This is a genomic window from Nocardia sp. NPDC055053 (genome assembly GCF_053608285.1).
This window is the reverse complement of record NZ_JBSGVD010000012.1, coordinates 128276-146354: the sequence shown is the minus strand read 5'-3', so window position 1 is coordinate 146354 and position 18079 is coordinate 128276. Positions and strand designations below refer to the sequence as shown.

The following is an 18079-nucleotide window of genomic DNA, read 5'->3' as shown; positions in this document are numbered from 1 at the left end:
AATCATCCGGCCGTTCGGCCAGATGCCCAATCGCGGGGCAGCGACCGACCTAGGTTACCAGAATGGCAACCCCTCCCCCAATTCGGCCGGTCAGGGCCGAATCGGGGGCCTGCGGTTACTTCGTTTCGGCGGCAGGCGCGCCCGCGGGACGCGCCACCGCGCGACGGCGCGGCTTCCGTTCCGGGACGATCACCGGCTCGGCGGCGAAGTCCACCACGGCTGCCGCCGGCGGCTGTTCGTTCGCTGAGAGCACGAACACCGCGCCCGCACTGTCGGCTGCCGGAGCGGCCGTCGACCGGGCCACGCGACGCCTGCGGGGCGCGCGCGGAGCGGGCTCCTCGGCGACGGGGGCCTGCTCGGCCTCTTCCGGTTCGGGCTCGGCCGGTGCGGCCTCGGGCTCGACCTCGGCGGCCGCCGGTTCGGTGGCCACCTCCGCCGGCTCGACCGGTGCCGCGGGCTCCTCGACCGGGGCTTCCGCCTCGGCCGGGATGACCCCGGTCAGCGCCTGGCTCTCGGCGGCCTGCTCACTGGCCGCCGCACTCCGGCTCGACCGGCGCGACCGCGACCGCGAACGCCGGGTGGGCTCGGCGGCGACGGTCTCCTCGACCGCGACCTCCCCGGCCGGGGCCGTCGTCGCCTCGTCGGCGTCCTCACCGTGGTGGGCGGCCATCGCGAGCGCGACCGGATGGGCCCGCTTGACCGCGATGTCCTCCTCACCGTGCTCGGCGGCGGGTGCGGTGCCGTTGGTCGACGGCGCGGCGGACGCGGCCTGCTTGTCCTGGCCCTTGTCCTTGCCGCGGCGACGGCGCGAACCGCCCTCCTTGGCCCGGCCCGCCTGCTCGTCGGTACCCGACCCGGCGTCCACCGGGTAGGAGTGCACGAGGATGCCGCGACCGTGGCAGTGCTCACAGGTGGTGGAGAACGCCTCGACCAGTCCGGTGCCCAGCTTCTTGCGGGTCATCTGGACCAGGCCGAGCGAGGTCACCTCCGAGACCTGGTGGCGGGTGCGATCCCGGCCCAGTGCCTCGGTGAGGCGGCGCAGCACCAGGTCACGGTTGGATTCGAGCACCATGTCGATGAAGTCGACGACGATCATGCCGCCGATGTCGCGCAGCCGCATCTGGCGCACGATCTCCTCGGCCGCCTCCAGGTTGTTCCTGGTGACGGTCTCCTCCAGGTTGCTCGACCCCGAACCGGTGAACTTGCCGGTGTTGACGTCGACGACGGTCATCGCCTCGGTGCGATCGATCACCAGGGTGCCGCCCGAGGGCAGCCACACCTTGCGGTCGAGCGCCTTGGCCAGCTGCTCGTCGATGCGCAGGGTCTCGAACACGTCGACACCGTTGTTCTCGTGCCGGTTCACCCGCGGCAGCAGGTCCGGCGCGACGGTGCGCACGTAGTTCTCGACGGTGCTCCACGCGCGCTCACCTTCGATGACCAGCTTGGAGAAGTCCTCGTTGAACAGGTCGCGGATGACCTTGACCAGCAGGTCCGGCTCCTCGTAGAGGGCCTTGGGCGCGTTGGACTCCTTGGCCGCTGCCTCTTCGATGGTGCGCCAGGTGGCCTGCAGCCGCTCGACGTCGCGCGCCAGCTCGGGCTCGCTGACACCCTCGGACGCGGTCCGGATGATCACACCGGCGTCGGCGGGCACGATTTCGCGCAGGATCTCCTTGAGCCGCTTGCGCTCGGTGTCGGGCAGCTTGCGGCTGATCCCGGTGGAGGTACCGCCCGGCACGTACACCAGGAAGCGACCCGCGAGGGAGATCTGAGTGGTGAGGCGGGCGCCCTTGTGACCGACCGGGTCCTTGGACACCTGCACCAGCACCTGATCGCCGGGCTTGAGCGCCTGCTCGATCTTGCGTTCCTTGCCGCCGAGACCGGCGGCGTCCCAGTTCACCTCACCGGCGTAGAGCACGCCGTTGCGGCCACGGCCGATGTCGATGAACGCCGCCTCCATGCTGGGCAGCACGTTCTGCACCTTGCCGAGGTAGACGTTGCCCACCATCGACGCCTGGCCGGAACTGGTCACGAAGTGCTCGACGAGGATGTTGTCCTCGAGCACCGCCACCTGGGTGGTGATCTGGTGCCCCGGCGCGTGCTCGGCGGCGTCGAACGCCTTCTCCCGCACGACCATCACCCGGTCGACCGCCTCGCGACGGGCCAGGAACTCCGACTCGGTCAGGATCGGCGGACGACGGCGCCCGGCCTCGCGGCCGTCGCGGCGGCGCTGGCGCTTGGCCTCGAGCCGGGTGGAACCGGAGATGCCCTGCACCTCGTCGGACCCGGACCGGCTACGGCTCTTGTTGCGCGGCTCGCGCTCGTGCACGACGGTGTTCGGCGGATCGTCCTCCGAGGACGTGTCGGCCTCGCCGGATTCCCCGCCGACCTTGCGGCGGCGGCGACGGCGACGGCGACGGCTCGCGCCATCGGGCTGCGCGTCGTCCTCGTCCTCGGTGTCGGTCTCGACGTCTTCGGCCTGCTCGACCTCGTCGGTGGCGGCTTCGGCTGCCGGGGCGGTGTCGTCCTCGGTGTCGTCGGTATCGGTGTCCTCGCCGTCGGCGGACTGCTCGCCACGACCACGGCCGCGACCACGACGGCCACGACGACGGCGCCGCGGCTGACCGTCGGCATCGTGGTCACCGGCGGCATCGACGTCGGCGGACTCGTCCTCGACCGTGTCGGTCTCGGGCTCGGCCTCCTCGACGGGCTCCTCGGCGCGCTTGACGGTCCGCTCGGCGCGGCGGCGCTTGCGGGCCTCCTCGGCGGCGGTGGCGTCCGGCGGCAGGAACAGCGGCGCCGTGAAGGCGGGCGCCTCGAAGGTCACCGGCTCGGCCGGGGCCGGGGCAGGCGCCTCGGTGGTCCGGTGGGTGAACAGGCCGGTGTGCGCGTCGTCGGCCATCGCGGCGAACACTTCGTCGGTGCGCGCGACCTCGGGTGCCGAGAACATCGGCGCGGGGGCGGTGGTCGTGTCGGCCGGCTGCTCGGCGACGGGGGCGGTCGACGGCTTGTCAGCCGCCGCGGTGGTGGATGCCGGGGATTCGCCGGTGTCGGCGTCAGCGGCGGCGATCGCGTCGCGCACCGTCTCGGCGACGGCGCGATCCACATTCGATTGAACGCTGCGGGCCTCGGCCCCCAGCTCGGCCAGTTTGGCCAGGATGCGTTTGCTGGTCACTCCCAACCGCTTGGCCAGTGCATGAACTCGAATTCGCTCCGGCAATTGATCGGCATCCTGTTGTGTTGTGTCCAGCGGCTCTGTATCGGCCACGAAGTCTCCTCGGGCCCCCGGGCGCGTCCATCCCCGGTACGGGAGTGACGCGGCCGACGCGGGGGCATCGTCCGTGCACCTCGTACCCGATGGTACGAGGGTCATCTGGTCTCGCCCCGCGTGTCCGGTCTCACCTCGATCGATCTGGCGGGCCAACCGGTCACGCGGCGCCTGGCTGTGCGGCGTGACGCCACGCTCCGAGCGCTCATCCAGCGTGCCTGCGCGGGCAACCCCAGCAACAGGGTCGTCCGTGGCAGCGATGATCGGCATCCAACCGCGGTGTCATCCGGTCATGTCCGGCACCGCTGTCGCGTACCTGCGCGACAAGCTGTCACCAACCGCCCTGTTTGAGCATCGGCGTCGAACACATCCGTAGTCAGTATCCCATACGGTTCGCGCGGGGATCGCCATCGGCGCAACTCACGCGAACCTCGCACCGCTTGAGCCCGTCGCGCCCGCACCGGACGCGACGAGCGAGTACAGCGCGAATCAGGCAGGAAATTCGGGGAACCAGAGCGCGATCTCGCGCTTGGCGGACTCGGGCGAGTCGGAACCGTGAACGAGGTTGAACTGGGTCTCCAGCCCGAAGTCACCGCGGATGGTGCCCGGAGTGGCCTTCTCGACCGGGTCGGTGCCACCGGCGAGCTGACGGAACGCCGCGATCGCGCGGGGGCCCGACAGCACGGCCGCGACGACGGGGCCCGAGGTGATGAACTCGATCAGGGATCCGAAGAACGGGCGCTCGGCGTGCTCGGCGTAGTGCTCTTCGGCGAGCTCGGTCGACACGTTCTTCAGCTCCAGCGCCTCGAGGGTCAGGCCCTTGCGCTCGATGCGGGCGAGCACCTCACCGACGAGGCCACGGGAGACGCCGTCCGGCTTGATGAGTACCAAAGTCTGCTCAGTCACGGCGCCACTCTAACCGGCGTCGCCGCCCTGAGCCGAACTCGTATCAGTTCGGCCCATCCGCTGACTGGGCAGCAGGCCCGCGTCCATCCGGCGCTGCACGTCCGAGCGCAGGACGAGGATGAACGCCCACACCGCGGCGAACACCAGGCCGATGATCCCGATCGAGAGGTGGATGAACGTGCCTGCCAGCAGCAGCACCTGCAGGCCGAGGTTGAACGGGATCGCCCACGGCTTCCGCTGCACGCCGGCGCCGAGGATCATCAGCACCGCCAGCACCACGAGATAGGTGCCGGAGAACCAGGTGATCCCGCCGCCGACGTCGGCGACCACCGGCAGCGCCAGCAGCACCACGATGGCCTCGAGGACCAGGGTGCCCGCCATGACCCCGCGCAGACCCTTCCACGGGTCGGTAGCAGGGGGTGGAACCTCACTCATGCCGGACCCTTTCCGAAGAGAGCGCGCGCGGCGCCCGCGGTCACCACCGAACCGGTGACGACGACACCGGCGCCGGAGATCACGTCACCGTCGTCGCCCGCCTGCTCGGCCAGCGCGATCGCCGATTCCAGGGCATCGGGCAGGGTGTCGGCGGTGATCACCCGCTCGTCGCCGAAGCGCTGTACGGCCAGGTCGGCGAGCGCGTCGACCTCCATGGACCGCGGCGAACCGTTGCTGGTGACCACGATCTCGTCGAACACCGGCTCCAGCGCGTCGAGGATGCCCGCCGCGTCCTTGTCCGCGAGCACGGCGACGACGCCGACCAGCTTGCGGAAGTCGAACTCGCTGGTGAGGGTGTTCGCGAGCGCCTGCGCGCCGGCGGGATTGTGCGCCGCGTCGATGAAGATGGTCGGCGCGTTGCGCATCCGTTCCATCCGGCCGGGGCTGGCCGCGCTCGCGAAACCGGCGCGCACCGCCTCGATGTCGAGCTGCCGATCCGCGCCCGCGCCGAAGAACGCCTCCACCGCGGCCAGCGCGAGCGAGGCGTTGCGGGCCTGATGCTCGCCGTGCAGCGGCAGGAAGATCTCGTCGTAGACGCCGCCGAGTCCCTGCAGGGTCAGCAGCTGACCGCCGACGGCGACGGCCCGCTCCAGCACCCGGAACTCCGCGCCCTCGCGGGCCACCGCGGCGTCGACCTCGACGGCCCTGCGCAGCAGCACGTCCATCACCTCGGGCTCCTGCTCGGCGATCACCGCGACGGTGTCGACGGGGATCAGCGCCTCGGGCGCGCGCTTGATGATCCCGGCCTTCTCCCCGGCGATCGAGGCCAGGTCGGGGCCGAGGTACTCGGTGTGGTCGAGGCCGATCGGGGTGATCACCGCGACCTGCCCGTCGATCACATTGGTGGCGTCCCAGGTGCCGCCCATGCCGGTCTCCACGACGGCCACGTCGACCGGCGCCTCGGCGAACGCGGCGTACGCCATGCCGGTGAGCACCTCGAACTTGCTCATCGCCGGGCCGCCTGCCGCCGCGGACTGCTGATCGATCATCCCGATGTAGGGCTCGAGTTCGCGGAAGGTCTCCACGTAGCGGGCCGGGCTGATCGGGGCGTTGTCGATGCTGATCCGCTCGGTCGCCAGCTGCAGGTGCGGGCTGGTGATCCGGCCGGTGCGCCGGTGCAGCGCGGTGAGCAGGGCGTCGATCATCCTGGTCACCGACGTCTTGCCGTTGGTGCCCGCGACGTGGATCGCCGGGTAGCTGCGCTGCGGGTTGCCGAGCAGGTCCATCAGCGTGGCGATCCGGGTCAGCGACGGCTCGATCTTGGTCTCCGGCCAGCGCTTGTCCAGCTCGGCCTCGACCAGCGCCATCTCGGCCAGGTCGACCGGCGACGGCCCGGCGCCGAGTGGAGCCGGGCGGTGGTCGTCGGCTTCGTACTGCGGCTCCGGCTCGTCGTTCACTTGCCGCTCAGCTCCGCCAGGCGGGCGCCGATGCGCGCGACTTCGGCCGCGGCCACATCCCGACGGCCGGTGATCTTGTCGACGACCTGCTGCGGGGCCTTGGCCAGGAACGCCTCGTTGCCCAGCTTGGCCGTTGTGGTGTCGAGGTCCTTCTGCGCGACCGCGAGATCCTTTTCCAGCCTGCGGCGTTCGGCGTCGAGGTCGATCGCGCCGGAGGTGTCGAGCTGCACGGTGACCGTCGCGCCGGACAGGCGGACCTGCACCTCGGCGGTGGTGGCGAAGTCGTCACCCGGTTCGGTCAGCCGGGCCAGGTTGGCCACCGGGCCGGCGAACGCGCCGAGCCCGGCCTCGTCCAGGCCGACCAGTGTGGCCTTCACCTTCTGCTTGTCGGCCAGGCCCTGGTCGCTGCGGAAGCGGCGGATCTCGGTGATCAGGCGCTGCGTGTCGGCGACGCGCTGCGCGGCGACGGTGTCGGTGGCGATGCCGCTCGCGGCGGGCCACGGGGCGACGACCACCGATTCACCGCCGGTCAGCGCCTTCCACAGGGTCTCGGTGACGAACGGGATCACCGGGTGCAGCAGGCGCAGCACCGCGTCGAGGACCGTGCCGAGCACCACCGCGGTGCTCTCGGCGCGCGCGTCGGACTCGGCGAACTGCACCTTCGACAGCTCCAGGTACCAGTCGCACAGTTCGTCCCAGGCGAAGTGGTACAGCGCCTCGCAGGCCTTGCCGAACTCGTAGGCGTCGAACGCGGCGTCGACCTCGGCGCGCACCTCGTCGAGCCGGTCGACGATCCAGCGATCGGTGTCGGTGAGGGTCTCGCGGGGCGGCAGCTCGCCGGAGCGCGCGCCGTTCATCAGCGCGAACTTGGTGGCGTTGAACAGCTTGGTGACGAAGCTGCGCGAGGCCAGCGCGTGCGGTTCGCCGACCGAGAGGTCGCCGCCGGGCTGGGCGCCGCGGGCCAGGGTGAAGCGCAGCGCGTCGGCGCCGTAGGAGTTGATCCAGTCCAGCGGGTCGATGCCGTTGCCGCGCGACTTCGACATCTTCTTGCCGTACTGGTCGCGGATCAGGCCGTGCAGGAAGACGTCCTCGAACGGCACCTGCTTCTGCCCGCCCTTGCCGACCGTGAGCGCCGGGTCGTCGCTGACGAACATGCCGAACATCATCATCCTGGCCACCCAGAAGAACAGGATGTCGTAGCCGGTGACGAGCACGCTGGTCGGATAGAACTTCGCCAGTTCCGGGGTGGCCTCGGGCCAGCCCATCGTGGAGAACGGCCACAGGCCGGAGGAGAACCAGGTGTCGAGCACGTCCGGGTCCTGCACCCAGCCCTCGGGCGCTTCCTCGTCCGGGCCCAGGCACACGATCTCGCCCTCGGGGCCGTACCAGATCGGGATGCGGTGACCCCACCACAGCTGGCGCGAGATGCACCAGTCGTGCATGTTGTCGACCCAGTCGAACCAGCGCGGTTCCTGGCTGGCGGGGTGGATCTTCACGTCACCGTCGCGGACGGCGTCGCCGGCGGCCTTGGCCAGCGACTCCACCTTGACCCACCACTGCATCGACAGGCGCGGCTCGATCGGCTCGCCGGAGCGCTCGGAGTGGCCGACGCTGTGCGTGTACGGCCGCTTCTGCGCGACGACGCGACCCTCGGCCGCGAGGCGCTCGCGCACCTTCACGCGTGCCTCGAAGCGGTCCATGCCGTCGAATTCGGTTCCGGTGCCGGTGATCCGGCCGCCCTCGTCCATGATCGTCGGCATCGGCAGGTTGTGCCGCAGGCCCATCTCGAAGTCGTTGGGGTCGTGCGCGGGGGTGATCTTCACCGCGCCGGTACCGAACTCCGGGTCGACGTAGTCGTCGGCGATGACCGGGATCTGGGTGCCGGTGATCGGGTGGTAGACGGTCGAGCCGATCATCGCGGCGTAGCGCGGATCGTCGGGGTGCACGGCCACCGCGGTGTCACCGAGCATCGTCTCGACGCGCGTGGTGGCGACGACGACGTGCGGTTCGTTGTCGTCGAGCGAGCCGTAGCGCAGCGAGACCAGCTCGCCCTCGACGTCCTTGTAGTCGACCTCGAGGTCGGAGATGCCGGTCTTCAGCACCGGCGACCAGTTCACCAGGCGCTCGGCCCGGTAGATCAGGCCGGCGTCGTACATGCGCTTGAAGATGGTGCGGACGGCGCGCGAGAGGCCCTCGTCCATGGTGAAGCGGTCGCGGCTCCAGTCGACGCCGTCGCCGAGCGCGCGCATCTGCCACTGGATGGCGCCACCGGACTCGCGCTTCCAGTCCCACACCTTGTCGATGAACAGCTCGCGGCCGAAGTCCTCTTTGGTCTTGCCGTCGGCGGCGAGCTGCTTCTCCACCACGGTCTGGGTCGCGATGCCCGCGTGATCCATGCCGGGCAGCCACAGCACCTCGTAGCCCTGCATCCGCTTGCGGCGGGTGAGGGTGTCCATGAGGGTGTGGTCGAGGGCGTGGCCCATGTGCAGGGTGCCGGTGACGTTCGGCGGCGGCAGCACGATCGAGTAGGCGGGCTTGCCGCTGGTCGCGTCGGCGCCGAAGTATCCGGCATCTACCCAGCCCTCGTACAGGTCGGCCTCTACCTCGCTGGGGTTCCAGCTCTTGGGCAGGGCATCGGCACGATTACGCGAGTTGTCTGGGGCTGCGCTGGTCACGCCCCAATCCTAAGGGGCGCTACCAACGCGACTTACCACCACCTCCGGCGGGAAGACCCGAAGAAAAACAGAGACGGAATCTTCGGTGGATGAGGGACACCGAAGACTCCGTCTACCCCTGTGATACTACCGGCGATTCACCACGACCCGGAGGATCCATAGGCAATTCTCAGCTTCTCCCAATGACCGGGCGGCAATTTGTCACCTGGGCACAACGACACGCGGAAGTTGTTGTGAGCCAGGCGTCTCCGCCGCACATCCGGGTAATCCCGGATTGCCGAATTGTCCGCTTTCCCGGAGTCTGGAGAGGGTGACGCCCCCGCTCGATTCCGCCGCGACTCCCCCGCCCCGATCCGCGCCGCCGCGGATCATCGCTCCCCACGCACTGGTGGACCTACGCGCGGGCGAAGTCGACCAGCTCCACTACCCCGCCGCCAGCGTGCTGGTCTTCGCCGGCGTGCCCGGCGCGGGCAAATCCACTGCGCTACATCGCTTCTTCGCCGCCGGTCCCGACGCCGAGGAGCCGGTGCGCACGGCTTCGGGTGCGCTGGTGCTCGATTCGAATCACACCCGCAACCGGTTGCGGCACCGGCTCGGCCTGCTGCCGTATCCGCTGTGGCGGCCGCTGGTGCACCTGGCGCACTACCGCGCGATCCGCGACGCGCTGCGCGCCGCCGACGGCCCGGTGGCTATCCACGACTGCGCGACGTTCGCCTGGAGCCGCCGGATGATCGCCCGCTGGGCGGAGGCCGGGCGCCGCGAACTGCACATGGTGCTGATCGATGTGCCGCCGACGCAGGCCAGGCACGGGCAGGTCACCCGGGGCAGGCGGGTCAACAGCGTGGCGTTCTCCGCGCACTGCCGCCGATGGGAGCGGATGATGCAGTCCCTTGGCGCGCGCGGCCCGGTATCGACGGTCCCGGAGTCGCTGGACTCGGCGTCGGTGGTGATCGTCGACCGGCCGACTCTCAGCGCGGTCACCCGCATCACCTTCGACGCCGCCTAGGGCACCACCGCGCTGAACATTCACCATCCCGCCGTCGGCCGGAATCGGGACCGCCCGAGCGATCGGTGCATGTTCAGCGCGGGCGGTCCGCGCCGGCTCTACGGCACCAGCACCGTCAGCGCGCCCGGCATCGCCTGCACGGTGACCGGCAGCATCCCTGCCGGTTCGCCGTCGGCCGTGGCGTAGCCGCCATCGGCGGTGACGGTGATCCGCCGCGCCCGGTAGCGCTTGGTCGACGGATGGTCGATGCGCTTGCCCGCCGACAGCGCGGGCAGCAGCCGCGCCATCTCGAGCCGGGAAACCGCGCCGACCACGGTGATGTCGAGGTAGCCGTCGTCGGCGAGCGCCTCCGGGCAGACCAGCATGCCGCCGCCATAGGTGCGGGTGTTGCCGATCGGGGCCATCACGGCATCGGTGTGGATCACCGCCTGTTCGCCGTCGGGGTTGTCGAGCGCGCCGGGCGCGAGGCCCGACAGCTCGATGGTGAACGGCAGCGTGTAGCCGCGCATCAACTCGGCCACCGCGGCGACGGTGTAGCGCAGCGGGCCGCGCGGGTAACGCATCTTGTTGGCGCGCAGGGTGACCCGCGCGTCGAAGCCGGTGCCGACGACGGTGGCGAACCAGGTTGGTGTCGCGTACGTCGACTCGATCCGGCCGAGATCGATGTGGCGAACCCGGCCGCGCAGCACGATGTCGGTGGCCGCCTCCGGGTTGCCGGTCGGGATGCCGAGCTCCCTGGCCAGGTCGTTGCCGGTGCCGGCGGGCACCAGACCGAGCGGCACGGTGCTGTGCGCGACCGCGGCCAGCAGCACGTTCATCAGCCCGTCACCGCCGACGCAGATCACCGCGTCGGGCCGCCTGAGCTCACTCTGGACGGCCGCCCTGACCTGCTCGACCGATTCGGCCGCGCTGGGCGCCCGCACCTCGGCCACCTCGACACCCTGGGCCAGCAGCCGCTCCAGCACCGCCTCGGCGACGCCGTCACCACGCCCCGCACCCGAATGCGGATTCGTGACGACGAGGACCCGCCGCACCGATAGTTCGCTCACGACTCCACCTCGCCGGCGCTCGGCTCCGTCGTGCGCGAACGCGCGCTGTGCATCCGGTTCACTCGCCAAAGCTCCCTCACGGCACCAGCTTTCCAGGATTGAGCACCCCGGCGGGGTCGAGTTCGCGTTTCACCGCGCGCAAGACGCGAACGCCCAGGTCGCCGACCTCGGCCGACATCCACGGACGATGGTCGGCGCCGACGGCGTGGTGATGGGTGATGGTGCCGCCCGCGGCGATGATCGCGTCACCGACCGCGGACTTGGCGATGTGCCACTGCGCGATCGGGTCGTCGAGCTGCTTGGCGACGACGGTGAAGTACAGCGAGGCGCCGGTCGGGTAGGTGTGCGAGATGTGGCACATCACCAGCGCGGGCGTGCCCTGCGCGCCGAGCGAATCCATCAGCGCGCCGGTGACCTTGGTCTTCAGGTTCGACAGGTTCGCCCAGGTGGTCGCGGTTTCCAGGGTCTCGCACAGCACGCCGACGTCGAGCAGCGCGTCACGCAGGTACGGCGCGGCGAAGCGGCCGTGCTCCCACTGCTGGGCGGGCGCCGCACCGAGCGCGGTGCCGCCCGCGGCGGTCAGCAGCCCGCTCGCCTCCAGCGCGCGGGCGGCGACGTGCTCCTCGGTGCCCTCGTAGGTGGTGATGGCCAGGCAGCCCGCGACTGAGGCGCCGCCGACGTCGCCGGAGCGGGCGAGGTTCAGCCCGGTCTCGGCTTCGTCGGACAGCCGCAGCACCGTCGGCGCCGCGCCGGTCTGCACCAGCGAGCGCAGCGCGGCCGCGCCGGTGGCGAAGTCGGGGAACGACCAGGCCTGGTAGGCAGTGGTTTCCGGGACCGGATGCACGCGCAGCGTCACCGAGGTGATGATGCCGAGGGTGCCCTCGGAGCCGACGAACAACTCACGCAGGTCAGGTCCGGCGGCCGAGGCGGGTGCCCGCCCGAGTTCGACGGTGCCCTGCGGGGTGGCGACGACCAGTCGCTCGACCATGTCGTCGAAGCGGCCGTAGCCCGCCGAGGCCTGACCCGACGACCTGGTCGCCGCGAACCCACCGATGGTCGCGAACTCGAAGCTCTGCGGGAAGTGCCCGAGCGAGAGCCCGTGCTCGCCGAGCAGCGCCTCCGCCCGCGGCCCGGCGAGACCGGCGCCCAGGGTCGCCAGGCCGCTGACCGGGTCGACGCCGGTGACGGTGTCGAGCCTGCGCAGATCCAGCGCGACGACGGTCGCGAACCGCCCGCGCACCGGATCAACACCGCCGACCACGCTGGTGCCGCCGCCGAACGGGACGACGGCGATGCCGTGCTCGGAGCAATAAGTCAGCAATGCCAGGACCTGGGCGTGATCGGCGGGGAAAAGGATCGCGTCGGGCGCGTCCTGCGGGCCGTCGGCCCGGCGGCGCAACAGATCCGGGGTGCTCTTGCCGCCCGCGTGGCGCAGCCGGACGACATCGGCGGTGCTGAGATGTTCGTCACCGACAATGGCCGTGAGCCCGGCCCGATCGTCGGCCGTGAGAGTGGCGGGGCGCAGCGGCACGTCGCCCTCGTCGCGACGCGCCACCGGCTCGCCCGAGATACCGAACACCTGCGCGAGCAGGCCGCGGATCTGCGCCGACAGGGGCTGGTGTCCAGCGGGGACACCCCAGGCGTCCCACACCATACTCGGCTGCAGGGTGGTGGCACCGGGATTTTCGGGTTGCGTCTCGACCATGCGTTACATTCTGACATATAGTGTCAAGCAGTAACCAGTACGATAAGTCCTCGAGCCGGCATCCGACCGCTGTCGGATGTCACTGCCCCGCATTCACGACACCGACCCCGCTGGTCCGCTCGATACCCTTGAGCGTTCCAGCTCGACCACGGCACCGGATCCGGCGCCGCCGAACACACCGGGGTGAAGCACGATGATCGAAATCGCGACCAACGCGGACGAGCAACTCTCGCCCACCGACGTGGCGATTCTCGATGCCACGCGGGCCTGCGTCGTCGACTTCGGTGTCCGTCGCACCACCCTCACCGAGGTGGCGCGCCGCGCCGGGGTCAGCAGGCCGACGGTGTACCGGCGCTGGCCCGACACCGGGTCGCTGATCGCCGAACTGCTCGTGCGCGAGCTACGCACGATCGTCGGCGAGACCATGCCCGATGTCGGCCTCGGCCGGGACCGGCTGGTCCGTGGCATCGTCGCCGGTGCGGCGGCGATCCGGGCGAACGCGGTGTTCGCCAAGATCTTCCGCACCGACACCGATCTGATGCTCACCTATGTGTTCGGACGGTTGGGGCGCAACCAGCGCACGCTGATCGAGCTGTTCGCGACCGCGATCCGGCTCGGCCACGACGACGGATCGATCCGTGCGGGCGATGCCGAGCAGATGGCGGCCATGCTGCTGCTCATCACCCAGTCCGCGGTGCAGTCCGCGGGCACGGTGGAGCCGCTGCTGGCCGGTGCGCAGTTCGACGCGGAGCTGTCGAGGGCGATCGAGGGTTACCTGCTCCCGCCACGCGACAAGGACTGTGATGACTCCTGATTCGACGTTCGCCCTCAACGCGACCCGCCGCACCGCCGACCTGACCGCCCTCGGCGATCGACCCGAAGTCGACGTCCTGGTGATCGGCGGTGGCGTGACCGGCGCCGGTGTCGCCCTCGACGCCGCGTCCCGTGGCCTGCGCACCCTGCTGGTCGAGCGCGCCGACTTCGCGTTCGGCACCAGCCGCTGGAGTTCGAAGCTGGTGCACGGGGGCCTGCGGTACCTGGCGAGCGGGCGGGTCGGCATCGCGCACGAGAGCGCGGTCGAGCGCGGCATCCTGCTGCGGACCACCGCGCCGCACCTGGTGCGCCCGCTCCCCCAGCTGGTGCCGCTGCTGCCGGGCATCAAGACGGCCCAGAGTTCGCTCATCCGTGCGGGTTTCGCCGCCGGTGACGCCCTGCGCGTCGCCGCCCGCACCTCCGCCGACACCCTGCCGCGCTCGCGCCGGGTCGCCGCCGCCGAGGCGCTGCGGCTGGCACCGACCGTGCGCCGCGAGGGGCTGCGCGGTGGTCTGCAGGCCTGGGACGGTCAGCTCGTCGACGACGCGCGCCTGGTCGTCGCGCTGGCCCGCACCGCGGCCGCCGCGGGCGCGACGGTGCTCACCCGGATGGAAGCCGTTGCCGCGACCGGCGATTCGGTCCAGCTGCGCGACACCCGCACCGGCGAGACGCTGACCGTGCGGGCGCGCGCGGTGATCAACGCGACCGGCGTGTGGGCGGGCGAGGTCGACCACAGCATCGAACTGCGGCCGAGCCGCGGCACCCACCTGGTGTTCGACGCCGCCGCGTTCGGCGGTCTGAGCGCGGCGCTGACGGTGCCGGTCCCCGGCAGCATCAGCCGCTTCGTCTTCGCGCTCCCGGCCGCGCACGGCCGCGTCTACCTCGGTCTCACCGACGAGGACGCGCCCGGCCCGATCCCCGACGAGCCGCAGCCCACCGAAGCCGAGATCGACTTCCTGCTCGACACCATCAACACCGCGCTGCGCGAACCGCTGACCCGCGCCGACATCCGCGGCCGCTTCGCCGGCCTGCGCCCGCTGCTGAAGACCGCCGACGACAGCACCGCCGACATCTCCCGCGAGCACGCGGTCCTCACCTCCCCCGACGGTCTCATCACCGTCGTCGGCGGCAAGCTCACCACCTACCGCCAGATGGCCCAGGACGCCGTCGACGCCGCCGTCGCCCACGCCGCACTGCCCGCCTCGCCCTGCCGCACGACCCGCCTTCCCCTGGTCGGCGCGGTCGCGGGCGCGGCCCGCGACCGCATCGACGCGCCCCCGGTACTCATCGAGCGCTACGGCAGCGAGGCGGGCCAGATCGTCTCGGCCTGGCTGGCCGACCCCGCCCTGCGCGTACCGGTCGCGCCCGGAATCGACGTCACCGCCGCCGAATTCGACTTCGCCATCAGCCAGGAGGGCGCCCTCACCGTCGACGACCTACTCGACCGGCGCTCCCGCATCGGCCTTGTCCCGTCCGACCGCGCCGCCGCCCTCCCCGCCGCGGAAGCCGCCTTCGCCCGGGCTGTCGTCGGCAGCTGACCGGCACGATCACCCGTCGGCGACCGGTCAGCCGTCGACCCACGTGCCCAAGTCTGCGCGCATGCAGGCGCGCGGCCATTCGTCGAGGCCGTGGGCGATCTCGGCGGCGCGGATGGCCCGCAGCTCCGGTGTCTCGTCGGCGGCGGGGATGTAGGTGAAGCCGAGGCGCTCGTAGTACGGGCCGTTCCACGGCACCTCGGTGAAGGTGGTGAGGGTGATCTCGTGCAGCCCACGGTCTTTCGCCCAGCGGACCGCGTGGTCGATGAGGCGTTTGCCGAGGCGGAGGCCCGCGTAGGCCGGGTCGACCGACACCTGGTCGATGTGCGGCTGTCCGTCGACGAAGCCGAGCACCAGGTAGCCGATCGGGCGGCCGGTGTCGTCGGGCCACACCCACGCGCGCTCGGCGGCGATGTATTCGCGCAGGGTGTCGGCCTGCGGCGGCTCGTCCTCGGCGACCGCGGTCATGCCCACCTCGGCGAACGGCGCACCGGCACGTTGCTCGATCTCCTGCAGCACCGGGATCTCGGACTCGCCCGCGGGCCGGATCGGGCCGCCGACCGCCGGTCGCCGCTCGGCGGTCCCTGGCTGATCGACGCCGGTCACCGCGCGTCCGCCGGGGTGGCGATGATGCCGTTGAGCAGGGCGCGCAGGGCCCACCGGGCGCGGACGTCGCCGCGCGCCGTCAGCTGCGCACGCAGCGCGACGATGGTCGGGTAGCGCTCGGCGGGCAGTTCGGCGATGTACTCCGCCTCGGTCCCGGCCTTGACGTTGGAGGCAGCCCGCTCGGCGGCTTCGGCGGTGATGTGCCGGTGGACCAGGTCGACGGCCCAGGTGGCGGTCGCCGGATCGAGGCCGCCTTCGCGGAGCAGGGCGAGCAATTGTTCGATCAGGACGAGCCCGTGTTCGGTGGCCGGGAGCCTGCCGAAGGCGTGCGGCGCGAGACCCACGTGCCCGCCGAGCGCCTCGATCGTGTCCTCGACGAGGGCGGTCAGGCGCTGCCGCCAGTCACCATCGGTGGGCGTGGTCACGGTGGACAGGACGTGGTCGAGCATGCCGGTCATCAGGTCGTCGCGATGGGCGACGTAGACGTAGAGCGAGGCTGCGCCGGTGTCGAGTTCCTGGGCGACCCGGCGCATGGTCAGCGCGGCCGGGCCGTCGGTATCGAGGATGCGCAATCCGGTCCGAATGACCACCTCGCGGCTGAGCGGGGCTTTCGCCGGTCTGGCCCGGCGACTGACGGGTGCGGCGTTCATGCGCCGATCCTACGCGGCGCACGAACGACGTTTGGCACGAACAACGTTCGCACCTCGCACCGAAATCCTCGGCATGGCCCGCGCTTCGCCCAGACTGTTCGAGAGCGCGCTCGGCCGAACCGGCAGTGTCAGTGGCGCACTGCCGCCGTGCGGCAGCAGGCCGACGCGACCGGGGCGCCGCCGCCGTGGCCACAACCCCCGACCCCCGCGCGTCAGTCGATCTATGCTGACAAAGGCCAGTCCGACAAGGAGGCATTGATGCGCGCGCATTCGTCCACCGTGGCCATCGTGCCCGGTACCGGGATCGTCGCCCGATTCGGCGACGTCGTCGTCTATCTGGCAGGTGAGACCCCATCCACCGACCGGCTACTCGGCGCGGTCGAAACCGTCGCGATGAGCACCGCGGCCTCCGCGCCCGGTGCGGCGCTGGCCCAGCGACTAGCCGGTGTCGTCTTCGGTGGCGCCTCCGCACCGCCGCCGTTCGGCGTGCTTGCGCCCACCGCCGACGGGACGCTGATCCTGTTGCGCGGCGCGGTGATCGCCGAGATCTCCGGCGCCGAGGGCAACCGCCGCCTCGCCGGCGACCGCGCCTTCACCTGGGTCGACGAGATCATCCGCGAACCGGTCCGGCGGATCGCGGTCGGCGCCGAGATGGCCGACCCGACCAGCGCCAATCCGCGCACCGATCTGCGGGCCGGCATCGTCAACGGCAACGGTTTCGTGCTCACCCTCGGCCGTCGCCGCAATCCGGCGCCGCGCCGCGTCGAGGCGATAGACGAGCCGCCGGCGACCGAGGCCACCGGGTTCCGGGCATTGCGCGAGCCGTCCGGCCACGCCGAGAACGGCGAGGCAAGGCCCGCCACGGCTGGTTTCGCCCTGCCCGGCGAGGCAAGGCCCGCCACCGCGGGTTTCGCCCTGCCCGGCGAGGCAAGGCCCGCCACCGCGGGTTTCGCCCTGCCCGGCGAGTCCGCGCCCGGATCCGCTGGTCCGGCAACCGGTTTCGTGCCCGACGCGGGCAGCGCCGACGGCGAGACGGTGAGCACGGGCTCGCGGCCGAACACCGGTGACGGCGTCACCGTCAGCACCGGACCGCGCAACACCCCGGCCACCAGCGCTCCCCTGGCCTGGTCGCAGGCCCTGGATGCGGCGAAGCGGGCCGAGCCCGTCGCGCTGGGAAAGTCCGGGCCGCAGCCGAGCAGTCCGCGCGGTGCCCTGGTCACCGAGGACGGGCTCAGCTACCCGCTGGACCGGCCCTATGTCCTTGGCCGTAACCCCTCCGGCGACGAATCGGTCCGGGCCGCCGCCGCCACCCCCATCCTGATCGAACGCGACCGGCTCGTCTCCCGGGTCCATGCCTTCGTCGCCCCCGACCGTGGCAAGGTGTTCGTCCGGGAAGCCCCCGCCACCTCCGGTACGTTCTTCGCCGCCCCCGACTCCGATCGCTGGTCCCGCGTCGGCACCCTGCCCATCGAGCTACAGCCGGGCTGGCGCCTGCGAATCAACGATTTCCTGCTGACCTACTGCGTCTGAGAAACCTCGTCAGGACGAACTATCCCGACGCCCGTGGTGTGCACGCTGTGCGTCCACGGGCGTCGGATCACTGTTCGGCTCAGGCCTCGAGGGCGTCGAGCAGCGCCGCGCGCTGGCGAGCACCGAGCCCGCCGATGCGGCGATCCTCGGGGATCTCGGCCTGATCCATCAGCTTGGCCGCCTTCACCGGGCCGACACCCGGCAGCGCCTTGATCACCGCAGCGACCTTTGTCTTCTTGACCAGGTCGTCGCTGTCGGCCTTCTTGAGCAGATCGGCGACGGTGACCTTGCCCTCCTTCACCTTGCCGATCAGTTCCGAGCGCGCCTTGCGCACGGCAGCCGCTTTGGCCAACGCCTCGGTGCGCTGTTCGGCGGTCATCGTAGGCAGTGCCATGTCTCCTCCGCTTCCACTCGTCACTCGAACAACTCGAACATCTGATTGACGGA

Annotated in this window: 14 protein-coding genes; 4 read left to right on the top strand and 10 right to left on the bottom strand. The window is 71.2% G+C overall.

The window, feature by feature from the left end; all coding sequences use genetic code 11:
• Positions 1 to 115 precede the first annotated feature (115 nt).
• The 5 genes from ACWF82_RS15535 to ACWF82_RS15515 all read right to left on the bottom strand — a co-directional run bounded on the left by ACWF82_RS15535 (position 116) and on the right by ACWF82_RS15515 (position 8738).
• On the bottom strand, positions 116 to 3265 hold the full coding sequence (locus ACWF82_RS15535) for a translation initiation factor IF-2 N-terminal domain-containing protein (RefSeq protein WP_452501650.1): 3150 nt from the start codon (positions 3263 to 3265) through the stop codon (positions 116 to 118).
• A 489-nt stretch (positions 3266 to 3754) separates the two neighbouring features.
• Complete coding sequence (gene ndk, locus ACWF82_RS15530) at positions 3755 to 4171, bottom strand: nucleoside-diphosphate kinase (protein WP_218721467.1); 417 nt, start codon at positions 4169 to 4171, stop codon at positions 3755 to 3757.
• Between the two features lie 9 nt (positions 4172 to 4180).
• Positions 4181 to 4606, bottom strand: coding sequence for a DUF4233 domain-containing protein (locus tag ACWF82_RS15525; protein ID WP_452501648.1), 426 nt, complete (start codon positions 4604 to 4606; stop codon positions 4181 to 4183).
• Positions 4603 to 5973, bottom strand: a complete 1371-nt coding sequence (gene folC / locus ACWF82_RS15520; RefSeq protein WP_452501742.1) for a bifunctional tetrahydrofolate synthase/dihydrofolate synthase — start codon at positions 5971 to 5973, stop codon at positions 4603 to 4605. Before folC ends, ACWF82_RS15525 begins: the two co-directional genes overlap by 4 nt.
• A gap of 86 nt (positions 5974 to 6059) precedes the next feature.
• Positions 6060 to 8738 (bottom strand): valine--tRNA ligase, encoded by a 2679-nt coding sequence (locus ACWF82_RS15515; RefSeq protein WP_452501646.1) that lies wholly within the window; start codon positions 8736 to 8738, stop codon positions 6060 to 6062.
• A 310-nt stretch (positions 8739 to 9048) separates the two neighbouring features.
• Between ACWF82_RS15515 and ACWF82_RS15510 the strand changes: the two genes are divergently transcribed.
• Positions 9049 to 9744, top strand: a complete 696-nt coding sequence (locus ACWF82_RS15510) for an AAA family ATPase (protein ID WP_452501644.1) — start codon at positions 9049 to 9051, stop codon at positions 9742 to 9744.
• Between the two features lie 98 nt (positions 9745 to 9842).
• Here ACWF82_RS15510 and ACWF82_RS15505 read toward each other — a convergent pair whose 3' ends face one another.
• Positions 9843 to 10793, bottom strand: coding sequence for a YegS/Rv2252/BmrU family lipid kinase (locus ACWF82_RS15505; protein WP_452501642.1), 951 nt, complete (start codon positions 10791 to 10793; stop codon positions 9843 to 9845).
• Between the two features lie 76 nt (positions 10794 to 10869).
• Entirely contained in the window at positions 10870 to 12498 is a 1629-nt protein-coding gene (locus ACWF82_RS15500; protein WP_452501640.1) for an FAD-binding oxidoreductase, read from the bottom strand.
• A gap of 193 nt (positions 12499 to 12691) precedes the next feature.
• Here ACWF82_RS15500 and ACWF82_RS15495 point away from each other — a divergent pair, with 193 nt between their 5' ends.
• Together ACWF82_RS15495 and ACWF82_RS15490 are read left to right on the top strand one after the other, a co-directional pair.
• The gene (locus ACWF82_RS15495; protein ID WP_452501638.1) at positions 12692 to 13312 is read left to right on the top strand and encodes a TetR/AcrR family transcriptional regulator; all 621 of its coding nucleotides are present in this window, start codon (positions 12692 to 12694) and stop codon (positions 13310 to 13312) included.
• Positions 13302 to 14849 (top strand): glycerol-3-phosphate dehydrogenase/oxidase, encoded by a 1548-nt coding sequence (locus tag ACWF82_RS15490; protein WP_452501636.1) that lies wholly within the window; start codon positions 13302 to 13304, stop codon positions 14847 to 14849. The genes ACWF82_RS15495 and ACWF82_RS15490 overlap by 11 nt, the downstream gene beginning before the upstream one ends.
• 27 nt (positions 14850 to 14876) lie before the next feature.
• On the opposite strand, the gene ACWF82_RS15485 is transcribed toward ACWF82_RS15490, so the two are convergent.
• Together ACWF82_RS15485 and ACWF82_RS15480 are read right to left on the bottom strand one after the other, a co-directional pair.
• Positions 14877 to 15452, bottom strand: a complete 576-nt coding sequence (locus ACWF82_RS15485; RefSeq protein WP_452501634.1) for a GNAT family N-acetyltransferase — start codon at positions 15450 to 15452, stop codon at positions 14877 to 14879.
• On the bottom strand, positions 15449 to 16102 hold the full coding sequence (locus tag ACWF82_RS15480; RefSeq protein WP_452501632.1) for a TetR/AcrR family transcriptional regulator: 654 nt from the start codon (positions 16100 to 16102) through the stop codon (positions 15449 to 15451). The genes ACWF82_RS15485 and ACWF82_RS15480 overlap by 4 nt, the downstream gene beginning before the upstream one ends.
• A gap of 258 nt (positions 16103 to 16360) precedes the next feature.
• On the opposite strand from ACWF82_RS15480, the gene ACWF82_RS15475 reads away from it, so the two are divergent.
• Entirely contained in the window at positions 16361 to 17632 is a 1272-nt protein-coding gene (locus tag ACWF82_RS15475) for a hypothetical protein (protein WP_452501630.1), read from the top strand.
• Positions 17633 to 17711: 79 nt separating this feature from the next.
• On the opposite strand, the gene mihF is transcribed toward ACWF82_RS15475, so the two are convergent.
• Positions 17712 to 18026 carry an integration host factor, actinobacterial type gene (mihF, locus tag ACWF82_RS15470; RefSeq protein ID WP_019045768.1) on the bottom strand — a complete coding sequence of 105 codons (315 nt, stop codon included), beginning with the start codon at positions 18024 to 18026 and terminating at the stop codon, positions 17712 to 17714.
• Positions 18027 to 18079 lie beyond the last annotated feature (53 nt).

Bases quoted from the DNA above. Each gene is read 5' to 3' on its own strand.
- mihF (WP_019045768.1), bottom strand. From the start codon at position 18,026: ATGGCACTGCCTACGATGACCGCCGAACAGCGCACCGAGGCGTTGGCC.
- ACWF82_RS15525 (WP_452501648.1), bottom strand. From the start codon at position 4,606: ATGAGTGAGGTTCCACCCCCTGCTACCGACCCGTGGAAGGGTCTGCGC.
- ACWF82_RS15495 (WP_452501638.1), top strand. From the start codon at position 12,692: ATGATCGAAATCGCGACCAACGCGGACGAGCAACTCTCGCCCACCGAC.
- folC (WP_452501742.1), bottom strand. From the start codon at position 5,973: ATGGCGCTGGTCGAGGCCGAGCTGGACAAGCGCTGGCCGGAGACCAAG.
- ACWF82_RS15480 (WP_452501632.1), bottom strand. From the start codon at position 16,102: ATGAACGCCGCACCCGTCAGTCGCCGGGCCAGACCGGCGAAAGCCCCG.
- ACWF82_RS15500 (WP_452501640.1), bottom strand. From the start codon at position 12,498: ATGGTCGAGACGCAACCCGAAAATCCCGGTGCCACCACCCTGCAGCCG.
- ACWF82_RS15490 (WP_452501636.1), top strand. From the start codon at position 13,302: ATGACTCCTGATTCGACGTTCGCCCTCAACGCGACCCGCCGCACCGCC.
- ACWF82_RS15475 (WP_452501630.1), top strand. From the start codon at position 16,361: ATGCGCGCGCATTCGTCCACCGTGGCCATCGTGCCCGGTACCGGGATC.